General features: G+C 72.1%; 12 protein-coding genes and 1 pseudogene. 9 read left to right on the top strand and 4 right to left on the bottom strand.

Features of this window, described 5'->3' with window-relative positions; genetic code table 11:
• Positions 1-120: 120 nt before the first annotated feature.
• Together ACFXOM_RS11320 and ACFXOM_RS11315 are read left to right on the top strand one after the other, a co-directional pair.
• Complete coding sequence (locus ACFXOM_RS11320) at positions 121-510, top strand: YidH family protein (RefSeq protein WP_384936160.1); 390 nt, start codon at positions 121-123, stop codon at positions 508-510.
• Positions 507-824, top strand: a complete 318-nt coding sequence (locus tag ACFXOM_RS11315; protein WP_384936163.1) for a DUF202 domain-containing protein — start codon at positions 507-509, stop codon at positions 822-824. The genes ACFXOM_RS11320 and ACFXOM_RS11315 overlap by 4 nt, the downstream gene beginning before the upstream one ends.
• A 23-nt stretch (positions 825-847) precedes the next feature.
• On the opposite strand, the gene ACFXOM_RS11310 is transcribed toward ACFXOM_RS11315, so the two are convergent.
• Positions 848-1,783: an NADP-dependent oxidoreductase gene (locus ACFXOM_RS11310; protein ID WP_384936165.1), complete on the bottom strand. Its 936-nt coding sequence runs from the start codon at positions 1,781-1,783 to the stop codon at positions 848-850.
• Between the two features lie 188 nt (positions 1,784-1,971).
• Here ACFXOM_RS11310 and ACFXOM_RS11305 point away from each other — a divergent pair, with 188 nt between their 5' ends.
• The 3 genes from ACFXOM_RS11305 to ACFXOM_RS11295 all read left to right on the top strand — a co-directional run bounded on the left by ACFXOM_RS11305 (position 1,972) and on the right by ACFXOM_RS11295 (position 5,511).
• Entirely contained in the window at positions 1,972-2,883 is a 912-nt protein-coding gene (locus ACFXOM_RS11305) for an MBL fold metallo-hydrolase (RefSeq protein WP_384936168.1), read from the top strand.
• A 375-nt stretch (positions 2,884-3,258) separates the two neighbouring features.
• Complete coding sequence (locus tag ACFXOM_RS11300; protein WP_384936171.1) at positions 3,259-4,281, top strand: phosphotransferase family protein; 1,023 nt, start codon at positions 3,259-3,261, stop codon at positions 4,279-4,281.
• Positions 4,282-4,287: 6 nt separating this feature from the next.
• Positions 4,288-5,511 (top strand): acyl-CoA dehydrogenase family protein, encoded by a 1,224-nt coding sequence (locus tag ACFXOM_RS11295; protein ID WP_384936174.1) that lies wholly within the window; start codon positions 4,288-4,290, stop codon positions 5,509-5,511.
• Between the two features lie 49 nt (positions 5,512-5,560).
• Here ACFXOM_RS11295 and ACFXOM_RS11290 read toward each other — a convergent pair whose 3' ends face one another.
• Together ACFXOM_RS11290 and ACFXOM_RS11285 are read right to left on the bottom strand one after the other, a co-directional pair.
• Positions 5,561-6,154, bottom strand: a complete 594-nt coding sequence (locus ACFXOM_RS11290) for a TetR/AcrR family transcriptional regulator (protein ID WP_384936176.1) — start codon at positions 6,152-6,154, stop codon at positions 5,561-5,563.
• Between the two features lie 96 nt (positions 6,155-6,250).
• Positions 6,251-7,045: an SDR family oxidoreductase gene (locus tag ACFXOM_RS11285; RefSeq protein WP_384936178.1), complete on the bottom strand. Its 795-nt coding sequence runs from the start codon at positions 7,043-7,045 to the stop codon at positions 6,251-6,253.
• A gap of 158 nt (positions 7,046-7,203) precedes the next feature.
• Between ACFXOM_RS11285 and ACFXOM_RS11280 the strand changes: the two genes are divergently transcribed.
• Both ACFXOM_RS11280 and ACFXOM_RS11275 read left to right on the top strand, forming a co-directional pair.
• The gene (locus ACFXOM_RS11280) at positions 7,204-8,463 is read left to right on the top strand and encodes an exo-beta-N-acetylmuramidase NamZ domain-containing protein (protein ID WP_384936181.1); all 1,260 of its coding nucleotides are present in this window, start codon (positions 7,204-7,206) and stop codon (positions 8,461-8,463) included.
• Between the two features lie 384 nt (positions 8,464-8,847).
• Positions 8,848-10,071: an alpha/beta hydrolase gene (locus tag ACFXOM_RS11275; RefSeq protein ID WP_384936261.1), complete on the top strand. Its 1,224-nt coding sequence runs from the start codon at positions 8,848-8,850 to the stop codon at positions 10,069-10,071.
• A gap of 28 nt (positions 10,072-10,099) precedes the next feature.
• Here ACFXOM_RS11275 and ACFXOM_RS11270 read toward each other — a convergent pair whose 3' ends face one another.
• A complete protein-coding gene (locus tag ACFXOM_RS11270) occupies positions 10,100-12,925 on the bottom strand; it encodes a penicillin acylase family protein (protein WP_385037732.1) in 2,826 nt (941 codons plus the stop codon).
• Positions 12,926-13,342: 417 nt separating this feature from the next.
• Here ACFXOM_RS11270 and ACFXOM_RS11265 point away from each other — a divergent pair, with 417 nt between their 5' ends.
• Positions 13,343-13,954 carry a hypothetical protein gene (locus ACFXOM_RS11265; protein WP_384936186.1) on the top strand — a complete coding sequence of 204 codons (612 nt, stop codon included), beginning with the start codon at positions 13,343-13,345 and terminating at the stop codon, positions 13,952-13,954.
• Positions 13,955-14,746: 792 nt separating this feature from the next.
• Positions 14,747-15,249, top strand: a pseudogene (locus ACFXOM_RS11260) (hypothetical protein).
• Positions 15,250-15,428 lie beyond the last annotated feature (179 nt).

Raw genomic sequence — 15,428 nt, 5'->3', positions numbered from 1 at the left:
CGGGCTGCGGCGGACGAGCGCGGCAGGTCGAACACGGCGTCGGGCTGCCGGACGGCACCACGCCGACCTCTCGGACATGCCGGGCGGGGCCACGGCCAGGGCCCCGGTAGGGTGCGGAGCGTGAGCGAATTCGTACAGAGCCTGCGGCTGTGGTTCGCGCCGGAGCGGATCCGTGACGAGGGCGAGACCCCCGACTACCGCTTCTCGCTCGCCAACGAGCGCACGTTCCTCGCCTGGCTCCGTACGGCACTCGCCCTCGTCGGCGGGGGGTTCGCCGTCGACCAGTTCCTCCCCGGCCTGCGCTGGGGGGTGCGCGTGGGGCTCTCCCTCGCGCTGATCGGCACGGGGGTGCTGTGCGCCCTGCGGGCCGTGAACCACTGGGTGCGGTGCGAGCGGGCCATGCGGCACGGCGAGGACCTCCCCGTGTCCCGCTTCCCGACGGCGCTGGCACTGGTGGTGGGCGCCGTGTCGGTGGCGATGGTGGTCGTCGTCGCCTGGGGTCGGGAGTGAGCCACACGGACCGCGACCCGGGGTTGCAGCCCGAGCGCACCCGGCTGGCGTGGCGACGCACGACGCTGTCCTTCACGGTCGTCGCCGTGCTGGCGGCACGTCAGGTGGTCCACCACACCCGCATCACGCCCGGCGACCAGGTCGCGCTCGGGTTGAGCGTGCTGGTCTGGCTGGGGTTCCTCACGGCGGCCCACCGGCGCATCGCAGCCATGGCGACCAGCCGGCCGCCGACCGCGATGGATCCGGGCCAGGCCCTGACAGCCGTGCTGTGCACCCTCGCGCTCGCCGCGTTCGCGGTCACGATCGTGTGGTGAGCGGGTCACCGCACGCCGGGCGGTCAGCCTTCCCAGTCGACGGTCACCACGATCTTTCCGCGGGTGTGGCCCTCCTGGTTGAGCCGGTGCGCGTCGGCGGCCTGCTCCAGTGGGAAGCTGCGGGCCACGTGCACGGAGATGACCTCCTCCTCCGCGAGCTCGCTCAGCCGGTAGAGGTCCGCGGTGTTGGGCCGGACGAAGACGTAGCGTCCGCCGAAGGTGGTCACCGCCGGATCGGAGATGGATACGAGCCTGCCGCCGTCGGCGAGCAGTTCCGCGGAGGCGGTCAGGGTGTCGCCGCCGACGGTGTCGAGGACCGCGTCGACGCCTCCGGGAGACAGGGCCCGCACTCGTTCGACGAGCCCTTCGCCGTACGGCACCGCCTCTGCCCCCAGGTCGCGCAGGAAGTCGTGGGACGACTCGCTTCCGGTGCCGATCACTCGGGCACCGAAGTGACGGGCCAGTTGAACGGCAATGGATCCCACCCCACCGGCCGCGGCGTGTACGAGCAGGGTGTCACCCTGACGGACCCCCAGCGCCTGCGTGAGCACCTGGTAGGCGGTCAGTCCTGCCAGCGGCAGCCCCGCGGCCTCCTCGAAGCTCAGGTTGCGCGGTTTCCGGGCGAGGGTGCGCACCGGTGCCGCGACGTACTCGGCGAAGGTGCCGCGCGCGAGGAAGTCCTCGCGCACGTAGCCCATGACCTCGTCGCCGACGGCGAACTCGGGAACGGAGACCCCGGGCTGGACGACCACCCCGGAGACGTCCCAGCCGGGGATCACGGGGAAGACGGCGTCGATGAGCCCGTCCAGGTAGCCCTCGCGACACTTCCAGTCGACCGGGTTGACGGCCGCCGCCCGCACCTTGACCAGGACGGCGTCGGGGCCCACCTTGGGCTCCGGGAGCTCACCGTACTCCAGGACCTCGGGACCGCCGTAGCGGCGGTAGCTGATCGCCTTCATAGGACCGACCCTCGGGCGCGACCCGGGCTTCCGCAAGCCGGGCGGGGCCCGGTCGGAGGAGTGCGGGAGCGCGCTCGCCGCGCCGGGGTCCGGCCCCCGCCGCCGGGCCGGACGCGTGCGCTTCCCCCGGCGCGGGCGCAAATGGCAGTCTCTGATCGTCAGTTCGACCACTCCCCGGGGGACACCAGGTGCCTGCCAATGATCCGTACACCGTCCAGCTCACGCCGTCCGTGCACGCCTATGTGCAGCCCGACGGCGGCTGGTGCCTCAACAACGCCGGATTCATCAGCGACGGGGAATCCACCCTGCTGATCGACACCGCCGCGACCGAGCGGCGGGCCCTGCTGCTGCGGGACGCCGTACGCGCAACCGGCGCCCCGCCGCCGAGCACGCTCGTCAACACGCACCACCACGGTGACCACACGTACGGCAACCAGGTGTTCACCCCCGGGGCCACGGTCATCGGACACGAGTCCTGCCGCACGGAGGTCATCGCGGCAGGGCACCAACTCCACCTGATCTGGCCGGATACCGAATTCGGCGACATCACGATCACCCCACCGGACGTCACCTACAGCGAACGCCTGACACTGCGTGCCGGTGGCACCGAGGTACGGCTCCTCCACCCGGGGGTGGCGCACACCCCGGGCGACACGGTCGTCCACCTGCCGGAACACGGGATCGTCTTCGCGGGCGACCTGATCTTCGAAGGCGGCACCCCGTTCATCCCCATGGGGTCGCTGGGCGGCTCACTGCGCGCGCTTGATCTGCTGCGCTCGCTGGACGCCGAGGTCGTCGTCCCCGGGCACGGTCCGATCACCGACCCGACGGCGTACGACGCCACCGAGCGCTACCTGCGGTATGTCGCGGGACTCGCGGAAGCCGGGCACGCCAAGGGCCTCACCCCCCTGGAGACGGCACGCGGCGCCGACCTCGGGGAGTTCGCGGCTCTACGGGAGAGCGAGCGCCTCGTGGGCAACCTGCACCGTGCGTTCGCGGAGCTGGACGGGAAGCCCGAGGGCTCCCCCCTGGACCCCGTCACGGTCTTCGCGGACATGACGGCGATGAACGGAGGGGTGCCGGTCGCCTGCCACGCGTGACCCGGGGCACCCGGGGTCCGCGTCGGTCCCGGGCCACGACCGGCTCCGTCGGGCCTCCGCAGAGCCGGTCGGGTGCCGTTGGGCGCGGAACGTGGAGGGCCGGTTCCTTGAGGGGCGTGAGTTCGCCGGCGGTATGGGATCCGGTCTGCAGCCGAGTCCCCCGGGGGCGCCGATGACGGCCGGCGCCCTGCCGCGACGAGTGGGGGCGGGCACCGCCCGCTCCCTCCCGGCGGCCGCGCGTGGTCCGCGCCGGGCGGGGCAGGGTGACGGGGAGGGCCTTCGCGGCCCGCCCAGGCGGCGTACACCCTGGACGACATACCGACTGGTCGGTCATCATGACGGGGAACCGAATCGCCGCCCCACCGGAGGTACCCGATGAGCCCAGTCCACCCCCCAGGCCTCGACCCCGAGCAGCTGCGCGGCCACCTCGACCGCGAGCGGCCGGGCCTGGTGAGGGGACCGCTCAGCGCCCGGCTCATCCAGGGCGGCCGGTCCAACCTCACGTACGCCGTCACCGACGGTACCGACCACTGGGTGGTCCGTCGCCCCCCGCTCGGCCACGTGCTGGCCACCGCGCACGACATGAAGCGCGAGCACCGGGTCATCAGCGCCCTCCACCCGACGGCCGTACCGGTACCGGAGCCGGTGCTCCTGTGTGAGGACGAGTCCGTCCTCGGCGCGCCCTTCTACGTCATGGAGTTCGTCACCGGCACGCCGTACCGAACGGCCGAGGAACTCGCCCCGCTCGGCCCCGAACGTACCCGCAGCGCGGTGCTGGGCCTCGTCGACGCCTTGGTGGAGCTGCACGCGGTGGACCCCGGGTCGGTGGGGCTCGGCGACTTCGGCAGGCCCGACGGCTTCCTCGACCGACAACTGCGGCGCTGGGGCAAACAGCTCGACGCCTCCCGCACCCGCGACCTCCCCGGCATCGACGAACTGCACGCGGCGCTCGGCCGCCGCCTGCCCGACTCCCCCGAGCCGTCGGTCATCCATGGCGACTACCGCCTCGACAACGTGCTCATCGGCGACGACGACCGGATCAGCGCGATCCTCGACTGGGAGATGTCCACCCTCGGAGACCCGCTCACCGACCTCGGACTGCTGGTGATGTACAGCACGAAGCTGGACCTACCGGGCTCCCCCATCAGCACGACCGCCGGAGCCGCCGGCCATCCGGATGCCGCCGAGCTCGTCGAGCGGTACGCCGCCCGCTCGGGCCGCGACACCTCCGCCATCGCCTGGTACACGGCCTTCGCCTGGTTCAAGCTCGCCGTGATCCTCGAAGGCATCCACTACCGCTACACCCAAGGCCAGACGGTCGGGGCAGGCTTCGACCGCATCGGCGACCTCGTCCCCGTCTTCATCGAGCACGGACTCGCGACCCTGCAGGAAGGGTGACCCCCCATGGACTTCGCATTCGACGCCCGCACCGAAGAGCTGCGCGCCAAACTGCTCGCCTTCATGGACGAGCACGTGTACCCGGCCGAGGCCGTCGAGCAGGCACAGCGGGCGGAGCTCGCCTCACCGTGGGACACCCCGGCGGTGATGGACGACCTCAAGGCGGAGGCCCGTAGGCAGGGGCTGTGGAACCTCTTCCTCCCGGACGAGGAGCACGGAGCCGGGCTGACCAACCTCCAGTACGCGCCACTCGCCGAAATCACCGGCCGCAGCCCGCATTTGGCCCCCATCGCGCTGAACTGCGCGGCCCCGGACACCGGCAACATGGAGGTGCTGGCCCAGTTCGGTTCCGACGAGCAGAAGAAGCAGTGGCTGGAGCCGCTGCTGGCCGCCGAGATCCGGTCGGCCTTCGCGATGACCGAGCCCGACGTGGCCTCGTCCGACGCGACCAACATCGAGACCCGGATCGAGCGGTCCGCCGACGGAACCGGCGACTACGTCGTCAACGGCCGCAAGTGGTACATCTCGGGGGCGATGAACCCCGACTGCCGGGTCTTCATCGTGATGGGGAAAACCGACCCGGACGGCGACGACATCCGCCGGCAGCAGTCGATGATCCTCGTCCCCCGCGACACCCCGGGCGTCGAGGTGCGGCGCGCCATGCAGGTGTACGGCTACGAGGACCACTCCCACGGCGGTCATGCCGAGGTCGTCTTCCACGACGTGCGGGTCCCGGCGTCGAACCTGATCGGCGAGGAGGGCGGAGGCTTCGCCATCGCCCAGGCGCGCCTGGGGCCGGGCCGCATCCACCACTGCATGCGCCTGATCGGCATGGCGGAGCGCGCCATCGAGTTGATGTGCCGTCGCGCGGTGTCCCGAACCGCGTTCGGCAAGCCGATCGCCCAGCAGGGCGTCGTGCAGAACTGGATCGCGGACGCCCGGGTCACCGTGGAGCAACTGCGGCTGCTGGTGCTGAAGACGGCATGGCTGATGGACACGGTCGGCAACCGCGGGGCGCACACCGAGATCCAGGCGATCAAGATCGCCACGCCGCGCGCGGTGGTCGACATCCTCGACAGAGCGGTCCAGGTGCACGGCGCAGGGGGCGTCAGCCAGGACTTCCCGCTGGCGGAGCTGTGGGCGGCGGCCCGCACGCTGAAGATCGCCGACGGTCCGGACGAGGTGCACCAGCGGTCGCTGGCCCGGCGGGAGCTGAAGAAGCACCTCTGACGAGCCGTCGCCGTACGCCGCCGGGGTCCGGGGGCAGCCCTCCGGACCCTCAGGGGCGCAAGGCCCGCAGCAGCAGGTCGGCGAGGTGGTCGGCGACCTGCTGCGGGCTGAGCAGCCCGTCCGGCCGGTACCAGGTGGAGAGGTGGTGGACCGAGCCGAAGTGGTAGTCCACGACGAGGTCGGCCGGGGTGGCGTCGGAGAACACACCGCTGCGCTGGCCCTCCTCGATGAGGGCGCGGAAACGCTCGTGGTAGCGCCTGCGCTCGGCCCGGACCTGCTTGTTCTTCTCCGGGCTCAGGTGGTGCATGGAGCGGAAGAAGATCGCGGCGTCGTCCAGGTTGTCGATGGTGGTCACCACGACGTCCGCGGCGGCGCCCCGCAGCCGCTCCTCGACCGGCGCGTCCGCCTCCGCGAAGGCGTCCAGGCGTTCCTGCTGGAGGCGCAGCACCCGGGAGTAGACCTCCTGGAGGAGGTCCTCCTTGGAGCCGAAGTAGTGGTAGAGCGCCCCTTTGGTGACGCCCGCGGCCTCGACGATCTCCTGCACCGACGTGCGGTCGTACCCCTGCTCGGCGAAGAGGCGGGTGGCGGCGGCCAGCAACCTCTGGGGAACAGGGGTGCCGTCCCCGTCCGTCGTCCTGGCCATTGCCGCCACCCGCCTCTCACTCGGCTCACCGCTGTCCGTGCCGGAAACGCACGTCCCGTCCGAGGATCTTGCCACTAGTCGCCTTCGGGAGCTCGTTCAGGACGGCGCCCCGCCGGGGGCCGGCCGGTCACCGGCGGTCGCCTCCCACGTCTGCTGGATGTGGTTCATCCCGGCGAGCCAGCGGTCGGGCTCGCCCGCACGCGCCTGGTAGTACCCGGCGACCTCGGGGTGCGGAAGGATCAGGAAGCGGTCGGCCTCGATGCCCTCGAGGAGGGCGTCGGCGACGTCCTCGGGTTCGATCGCGGTGGGGGCGAGGACGAGCTCGCCGGCTGAGCCCGCCGCCGTGAGCATGTCCGTGCGGACGCCCTGCGGACAGACGGCATGGACCTTCAGGCCGCGGTGACGGTACGTCAGGGCAAGCCACTCGGCGAACGCGACCGCCCCGTGCTTGGTCACGCTGTAGGGGGCGGCACCGATCATCGTGAGCAGTCCGGCCGCGGAGACGGTCGAGACGAACCGGCCGCTGCCCCGCTCCAGCCAGTCGGGCAGCAGGGCGCGTGCGGCGCGGACATGGGCCATCACGTTGACGTCCCAGGCGGAGGCCCAGACGGCCTCGTCGGCGAACGCGTCGCCCGGTGAGGCGAGTCCGGCGTTGGCGCAGTAGATGTCGACGGTACCGCCGAGGGCGTCCTTCGCCTGCTCGACGATCGCGGACGCGTCACCCGCGACGGCCAGTGCACCGATCTCATCCGCGACCGCTTTGGTCCGGACGGGGTCGAGGTCGTTGACGACGACGCGCGCGCCCTCCGCCGCGAACCGGCGCGCGAGGGCGGCACCGATGCCGCCGCCCGCCCCGGTGACCACCACGTTCGCACCCTGCACCGCACCCATCGGACCTGCCTCTCCTCAGCGTCTCCTGGACAGCAGACTAACCAGTCGGTATGTCAGAAGGAAGGGTCCGCGGGGAACCACTGCGTCCGGCCCGTTCCGGGTGACGGACGCCCGCGCTAACTTGCGTGGGCATGACAGGACATCACGGAGGTAGTGCGATGAGCCTGACCAGACGGGCTCTGCTCGCGGCAGGAGGCGCCCTGGGCGCCGCGGGGGCGGTGCCGGGCAGCGCCGACGCCCACACCAGCACCGGGTCCAGCACCGGCTCCTGCAGGGTGCGCAGCGGCTTCGAACGCCTCGCAGCTGACGGATACCGCCTGTTGGCCGGGGAGCGCATCGGCGTCGTCACCAATCCGACGGGCGTCACCAGCCACCTCCGCCACATCGTCGACGTCATGCACGGCGACGAGCGGGTGCGTCCCGTGGCGGTCTTCGGTCCCGAGCACGGCTTCCGGGGCACCACCCAGGCGGGCGGTTCCGAGGGCCGTTCCGAGGACCCGGCCACCGGACTGCCGGTCTACGACACCTACGGCAAGAGCGGCCAGGCACTCGCGGACGTCTTCACCGCGTCCGGCGCCGGGACGATCGTGTTCGACATCCAGGACGTCGGCGCGCGCTTCTACACGTACATCTGGACGATGTACGACTGTATGGAGGCCGCGGCACGGGCCGGGAAACGCTTCGTGGTGCTGGACCGGCCCAACCCGGTCGGCGGCCGGGCCGCGCTCGGCCCGGTCCTCGACCCCGCGTTCGCGACGTTCGTGGGCCGCGAACCCATCGCCCAGGCGCACGGGATGACCGTCGCCGAGCTGGCCGGGCTCTTCAACGGGGAGTTCCTGGCGACGCCGGTCGAGCTGGCGACCGTCCGGATGGCGGGCTGGCGGCGCACCGACTTCCACGACGCGACGGGGCTGCCCTGGGTGCCGCCGAGCCCCAACGTGCCGACGCCCGATACCGCCCTGGTGTACGCGGGGACCTGCCTCTTCGAGGGCACCAACCTCTCCGAGGGCCGTGGCACCACCCGCCCCTTCGAACTCCTCGGCGCGGAGGGCCTCGACCGGAGGTGGGCGGAGGCCGCCAACGCGCTGGAGCTTCCCGGGGTCCGCTTCCGCGAGGCGTACTTCACCCCCGTGTTCTCCAAGTTCCAGGGCCGGACCGTCGGCGGGGTCCAGCTCCACGTCCACGACCGCGAGGCGTTCGACCCGGTCCGTACCGGCATCGGTCTGCTCGTGACGGCGAAACGGAACTGGAGCGGATTCGCCTGGCGCCCCGACCACTGGATCGACAAGCTCACCGGGTCCTCGCAGGTGCGCACGATGATCGACGCGGGTGCTGCGGCGGACGACGTGGTGGCGGCCTGGCAGCGGGGCCTGACGGCGTTCCGGGACGTGCGCCGGGAGTACTTGCTGTACCCGTGACCGGGGACGTTCCCCTGCACCGCGACCGTGCGGTGGCCGAGCACACGACGTGCCGGCAGCGGCACAGCGGCCACTGCGTTCTGCTCTCGGCGCACAACGCCCGTCGCGTAGCGGACGAGCCGCCCGGCGCCTGACCGAAGTGCAGGGCGCCTTCCCGCGCGACGCGCTGCGGAGCGTCGGCGTCGACGCCGGATCCGCCTTGGGCCAGGGGGCGTTCAACGTCCTCCGCTCGACCGACAGTGATCGCCGCCGACCGTCTCTGACCGGCTCGTACGAAGCCCTGGCCGTTCCCGCATCACCGCGGGATGCTGGACGGACGACGGTCCGTGACGGCATCTCGGCGGGACGGGGTCCCGCGACAGGAGGGACGCACACGTGAACGAGATGAGCGTGCAGCCGTACCGGGAGATCACCTTCGATACGGACGGGGATCCTGACGCCGGGCAGATCTCCGCGCTGCTGGGCATGAGGGCCAGGGACCTCGTCCTGTTCGCCCACGGCTGGAACAACTCCCGTTCCGTGGCGACGCGCTTCTACTCGCGCTTCTTCGCCCCGTTCCCCGACCTGCTTCCGCGGGGCGCGCAGGTCGGGTACGCGGGCGTCGTATGGCCCTCCATGATGTTCACGGACGAACCGGTCCCCGACTTCGAGGCGCTCGCCGGGGTCTTCCCCGGTCGGGAACGGACGCTGGGACGCTTGTCGACGCTGCTCGCCGATGCACCGGACTCCCGCGCGGCATTCGACGAATTCGGCTCGCTCGTGGGGGAGCTGACCGACGTCACGATCGAGGGGTGCGTCCCGGACACGGGGGCGGAGCACGACGCGTCGCCGGACTTCCTGGCGGGGGACCCCGTCGAGGTCTGCCGGCTCTTCACCGAGGCGCTCGCCGGCGCCCAGCCCCCGCTCACGCTCGACGCCGAACGCCCGCTCGCGATGGGCGGCGGGCTGAAGAGGCTGTGGAAGGGCGCACGGGAGGTGTTGCGCCAAGCCACCTACTACACGATGAAGAAACGGGCGGGAACGGTCGGCGAGCGCGGTCTCGGACCGTTGCTGGGGCAGATCGCCCGCTCCTCGCCCACCACCCGCGTCCACCTCGTCGGGCACAGCATGGGCGCCCGGCTCGTCGCCTTCGCGCTACGGGGCCTGCCTGCCGGTGCACGACCGGTGAAGTCGGTCACCCTGCTCCAAGGAGCCTTCTCCCACTACGCGTTCGCCCCCGCCCTACCTCATGCGACCGGCAGCAGCGGGGCCCTGCGCGACGTGCAGCACCGGGTCGACGGGCCGGTCGTCGCCTGCTATTCGCGGCACGACACGGCCCTCGGAGTGATCTATCCCCTGGCGTCGCGGATGGCCGGGGACTCCTCGACGCTCCTCGCTTCGGACAGACGGTGGTGGGCGGTCGGGCACGACGGCATCCAGGCGGTCACCGGGACGCGGCAGCTCACCCTGGAGACGGCGCTGCGCAACTGGTCACCCGGCCCGGGTTGCTTCAATATCGACACGACGTCCGTGGTGCGCCACGGCGGACCGCCGTCCGGCGCGCACAGCGACATCCTGCACCCGGAGCTGGCACGGGTGGTGCTGGCCGCGGGCCGGGTCGGGCCCTGATGACGGTGCCCGACCCGGCCGCCGACTGCTAGCGGTGCGACGGGAATTCGACGACCTGCTGGTAGGTCGGACGGTTCTGCCAGTGGATCGCCGGGTGGGTGATTCCACCGAGCGCCCGGTGCACGATCGAGTCCGAGCACCATGGGTCACCGGCCCGACAACTGCCGTCGGCCGGGTACACCTCGGTGGCCGGTTTCGCCACGGACTGCTTGAGCGTGGCCAGCAGGGCGTCCCGACAGGCGGGGAGCTGGCCACCGCCGCAGTACGTCCTGGCCAGCGGGCCGCTGACCGGCTGCCCCAGGACCTGCCGGAGGTCCTTGTCCACGAAGGCCCACCAGCCCGACTGGAACGCCGAACCGCTGTGCCCGCCCGCCGGCCCGTGGCTCGCCGCGGGTGACTCGTCGACGTGCAGGTTGCCGGTCAGCGCCCGGTACAGGCCGTCCCCGAGCCCCGGCCTGAACTCGGCCTCGACCAGGAGCGGCCACCAGGCGTCCATGATCCGCACTGCGTCGGCGTGACCGTAGGTGTGCGAGCCAGGAGCTGTCTCCTTGCGCTGTGCCCCGGCGGCGCGCCACGCGTCCAGCTGGCCTATCGCAGCGGCGAGCTGGGGATCGGTGACCGGTGAGCTGCGGACGACCGCGAGCAGCTCGGGCAGCAGTTGCTCGCCGCGCAGATCGGTCACCCCCGCCTCCGCCATGGCCCGGGTGAGCGAGGCGCGCGTCACGCCGCCCTGTGCGACGAGCGCGGCGACGCGGTCGTCCAGCAGGTCGGCACGGTGGACGGACCCGAAGCCGAATCCGGCGGTGTTGTACCCGTCGGCCTGCCGGTTGTTCCAACTGATGTAGTAGTCCTGGCCGATGGACTGGGGGTGCTCCGCGAACGGCGTGTACGCCGCGCTGTTGGTCCCCGGGTCGAAGCCCTGCCACTCGTACGCCTGCTCGGCCTTCACCGGCAGCGCCGGGTCGACGCCCGGAGCGCGCACCGGGTTCAGCCCGCTGTTGTAGTACGCCGCGGTGCGGGAGTCGGCGTAGAACCAGTTGAAGGCGTAGTCGACGCTGTGGACCGCCTGCTGGAAGCTGCGCGCGTCCCGCACGAAGGAGGGGTCGTTGAGCATCTGGAACCCGACGATGGAGTCGGCCTCGTGGCCGTAGGTGGTGCGCAGCGACGTGTACGCGACGGGCTTCCCGTCGAGGGTGGCGCGGTGGGTGACGACGCCGTACTTCGTGCGCCACACCTGCAGCCGGTACGAACCCACCGCGGTGCCGTCCGCGACCGTGGGTTTCCACGCGTTGCGCTTCTCCAGCCTCTCCATCGGGGTGCACGCACCCCGATACAGGTAGTGGTCGGCGTCCCGCGTCGGGGTGCCGCCGCCCGGGACGCAGAGCTCGACGGCGTACGTGTCGGTGATGTCCTGGGCTGCGGAGGTGGCGGACCAGGCGTAGTCCTGGCCGCGGCCCATCTGGACGTACATGCCGACGCCGGCGAAGGCGACGCCGCGGGCGGAGATGCCGGGGCCCTGCAACTCCTGGAGCATCAGCAGCTGCGGAGCGAAGTAGCCGGTCTGCGGGCCGAAGACGGCGACGGGGTTACCGCTCGCGGTGTGCTCCCCGGAGACGAGGAGGGCGTTGGACATGCCGCGCTTGGGGTTGAGCGCCCCCGGAGGCAGTACGCCGTCGTCGAACAACCCCTGGACGGGCTGGAGGACCTTCGGGGCACGTACCGGGGATTTGGCACCGGTGCCCGCGGAACCGGTGCGGTCGTACACGAGGGGTTCGGCCGTGACCGAGCCGGGGTCGGGCAGCGCGGCGCCCCGCGGGTCGGCGGGCTTCTGCGCGTACGGGAAGGATGTGCCGTCGTGGACGGTGAGAACCGCTTCCGGGTCGTTGCGCTGCCGGAAGGACTCCCAGACGCGGGTGCCCTCGACGACGCCGTACGTCTGCTGGGCGGCGAGCAGCGAAAGCGCCGCCTGGACTTCCCCGCCGCCTCCGCCGCCGAACTGGCCGCCCACGACGGAGGCGATGGAGATCAGGTCGGTGAGCTTGAACGGCTGGATCTCGCCCGCGTTGGTGAGGGCATCGACGTGCCCGGTGAGGACGTACTCGCCGGGGAAGTAGCGGCCGTTCTTGGACTGGACGCGGTAGGCGTTGATGCCGTCGACGTACGCCTGGGCGTCGGCCATGGCCTGTTCGCCGCGCTCCCCCTCCTGCTCGCGGATGCGGACGATCTGGGCCTCGTAGTCGGCTTCCGTGTAGGGCGCCTGCGGCCAGAACTGCTGCTCGAGGCCCTGGTTGGCGAGCGCACCGCCGGCGAACGGGGTCAGCTCGCCGCGCCCGATGTGCCGGAACAGGTCCATCATCCACAGCCGGTCCTGCGCGGCGGCGTAACCGGCGCCGAACTCGGTGCCGTACCGGGTGGTGCCCTTGATGTGCGGGACCCCGGTCCTGCGGTCTCGCGTGATGGTGACGTCCGGGCGCGGCGAGGTCACGGACTCGACCTGTCCCTCGGGAACGCCGAACGAGGCGTCGTTGAAGAAGTCGGTCAGTTTGGCGTCCGTGAGGCCGCCGAAGCCGCCTACCAGGGCGTCGTACCGACCGAGTTGGTCGGAGCTGTGGCCCGGGCGGGTCCCGAAGAGTCGGTGGGCGAGGATGTCGACGAGGGTGGCGTTGCCGTTCTGGCCCGGTGGCAGCACGTCGGCGCACTGACTCCGACCTTCGTTCAGGCAGTGGTCGGTGACGGTTGGTGCCGGTTCCTCGGCGGCGGCCCGCGGCAGGGGTGCGAGCAGAGCCGTGCCGAGTGCGAGGGTCGCGCAGGCGGTTCTGAGTCGTCCGGTGGGGGATCCTAGGCGTCGTCGCATGGGTTCTCCTCGAAAGAGGCCGATGCGGCGGAGGGTACTGAGGATATGACCAGCCGGTAAGATGATGGGCCGTCACTTTTCCTTCGACACCCCGGGCACACGGTCCGGGGATCTGTCGCCCAACACGCCCTCCGGGACGTAAGACTGACGGGCCGGGTGCCCCGGGACCGGCTCGAGCGCCCCCTGCCGGCCCACCCGGGCGGCGCACCGGGTCCCGTCGCCCTTGCAGAGCCGACGAAGCGGACGAAGGGCGATGCACGTCCCCGTTCCGACCCGCGGTGCGCCCTCCCCGTCCGCGGGTGCACCCGAGGTGATCACCACATGTCCTAATCCAACGGATTTTCGATGGAGCCGGATGGGGTAGTCGTACGTCCATTCCTCGACGCGGAAGTACGGAGCGACGGAGGTGGCAGTGCGATGGCCGGATTCCGGAGTCTTGCGAGACAGGTGCGTGACCCGCGGAGTGACCTGGCGCTGCGGCGGTATTCGCTGCGCAAATGCCTTGAACGGTTCGCCCCGTACGGACACCGGGCGACCTGGCACCACCTGTGCGCGAGGCACAGGATCGAGCCCGAGGACCGGGAACCCGATCCGGCGCGGTTGGTGGCCGCGCTCGACGAATTGGAGGAGGCGCGAGCCGTGTGGCTCGCGTACGAGGTGGAGTTCGCGGAGCGCCGCAGGCGCGAGAAGCACGAGGGCCTGCGGCGCCCGGGGAGCATCGACGACTGGCACCGGCGCACTTGGGGCGGCCACGGCATCGCCCGGTGCGATGACCCGTCGGTGCATCCGTCGGATCCCCTCGGGGTGGTTCTGCGGCGTCTCATCGCCGCGCTGGAGGACGCCCCGGGTGCCGCCTGCCCGGTCTGCACCGGGCGCAGGATCGTGTGGCGGCAGGACCTGCAGCACGAACCGCGTTTCGGGCCGGTGTGCACCGGCTGCGGGGTCGTGGTCCCGCAGCCCGTACTGACCACCGAGGCGCTGAGGACCGCCAAGCGGATGCGGAGCAGGGAACTGGCTTCCGCTGCCTGAGGGACGGCGGGACCGCCGCCCGCCGGACGGCCGCCCCCGCCCGTCGGCGACCCGGCCGTTCCCCGCCCCGCACGAGGGGCGGTCGGGCGTGGCCCCGCGGGGTGCCGGGCCCCGCACCCCGTCCGGGCGACCCGGCCGGCCGCGGCCCGTTGACAGCCCAGCAGGGGGTCAGTCAGTGGGAGAGCCACGACCACCGGAACCCGAGTATCAGCATCGATGTCAGTGGGGCCTGGCAGCATCGGGTCCATGATGCAGGCGAGTACGAACGGGGCCCGCGACGCCGGGGATTCAGCCGTGCTGCCCGAGTCGCCCGGTGCTTTCGCCGGGTCGGCGGTGGCCGCGGCGCCCGTCGGGGTGGCCGGAGTCCTTCGGCACCCGCGTACGTCTCGCGGGAGCGAATCGCCGTCGCCCCGCGCGGTCGGCCAGGCCGTCGAGCGGCCCACGCTGTCACGGCGGTACTGGTCGGGGTGGCAGTGCCGGAGCCGCGCCCCGTCTGACGCACCTGGCGCAGCGCGTGCGGCCCTGTGGTGCGGCCCGACCGTGTCTCGGTCGACGGGCCGGAGGAGGGCGCGCAGGAGGTTGCCGCGGCGCTGCAGTGACGTCGCGTGGGGGCGGTCATCCGCTGCGGGTCCGACGACGCCGTGCGGTCACTGGCCTCCCGAACCCGCAGTCCGGCACGCCGTTCTCGGCGCGGCGCCGAGAACGGCCATACCAGAACGGAAAACGGCTGGCCCACCGGTTATGCCCATCAGCACAGTGGCGGGATGCGGATCACACCGGAGGAGCCCTGACATGTCGACGCCGCGCGTCACCGCCGGGTTGCTGACGATCCATGAGCACCCCAACGCCGACGCCCTCGAGCTCGCCCGGGTGGGCCTCGCCCGAGCCGTCGTCGCCCAGGGCGCCTACCGCTCGGGCGAGGCCGCCGTCTGCGTACCGGAGCAGGCGGTCCTGCCGTCGGGACTCATCGAGGAGCTCGGGCTCACCGGGCGGTCGGCCGGCAAGGCGTCCGACCGGCTCGCTGCGGTGCGGCTGCGCGGTGAGCTGTCGCAGGGCTGCTGGACGGCGAAGTCCCGCTGGTGCCACGGCTGCACGAGGGTCCCTACGTACGGGGGACGGTGCCGGAGTTCGCGAGCGGCCGGGAAACGGGCTCGGCGAGGGGTCTGCACCGGGGCGGGGGCGTCACACTCCGCCCGGTCACCGAGCGCCACGGCCCGGTGGTCGGGGGCGGGGCCGTCGCCCAGCGCGTGCGCACGGCCTGTCTGACCCGCAAGGGCGGCACCGAGTACGAGTGACCGCCCTGTGCGTGGTGGTCCGGCCAGCGGGGTCGGACCGCTCCGCCGCGTGGTGGCCCGACACGGGGGTGTGGGGCCCCCCCCCCCCCTGCACTTGCCCCCTACCCCCCCTCCCCCCCCCCCCCACCCCTGCTGAACCCCCCCCCCCCTGGGGTGGCCCCCCCCCCCCCCTTCCCCCC

The organism is Streptomyces sp. NPDC059169, assembly GCF_042755225.1.
Taxonomy (GTDB): Bacteria; Actinomycetota; Actinomycetes; order Streptomycetales; family Streptomycetaceae; genus Streptomyces.
This window is presented reverse-complemented; position numbering and strand designations above follow the sequence as displayed.

Coding starts and splice junctions, on each gene's coding strand:
- ACFXOM_RS11295 (WP_384936174.1), top strand. CDS start 4,288: ATGGACTTCGCATTCGACGCCCGCACCGAAGAGCTGCGCGCCAAACTG.
- ACFXOM_RS11280 (WP_384936181.1), top strand. CDS start 7,204: ATGAGCCTGACCAGACGGGCTCTGCTCGCGGCAGGAGGCGCCCTGGGC.
- ACFXOM_RS11290 (WP_384936176.1), bottom strand. CDS start 6,154: ATGGCCAGGACGACGGACGGGGACGGCACCCCTGTTCCCCAGAGGTTG.
- ACFXOM_RS11285 (WP_384936178.1), bottom strand. CDS start 7,045: ATGGGTGCGGTGCAGGGTGCGAACGTGGTGGTCACCGGGGCGGGCGGC.
- ACFXOM_RS11270 (WP_385037732.1), bottom strand. CDS start 12,925: ATGCGACGACGCCTAGGATCCCCCACCGGACGACTCAGAACCGCCTGC.
- ACFXOM_RS11275 (WP_384936261.1), top strand. CDS start 8,848: ATGAGCGTGCAGCCGTACCGGGAGATCACCTTCGATACGGACGGGGAT.
- ACFXOM_RS11265 (WP_384936186.1), top strand. CDS start 13,343: ATGGCCGGATTCCGGAGTCTTGCGAGACAGGTGCGTGACCCGCGGAGT.
- ACFXOM_RS11310 (WP_384936165.1), bottom strand. CDS start 1,783: ATGAAGGCGATCAGCTACCGCCGCTACGGCGGTCCCGAGGTCCTGGAG.
- ACFXOM_RS11300 (WP_384936171.1), top strand. CDS start 3,259: ATGAGCCCAGTCCACCCCCCAGGCCTCGACCCCGAGCAGCTGCGCGGC.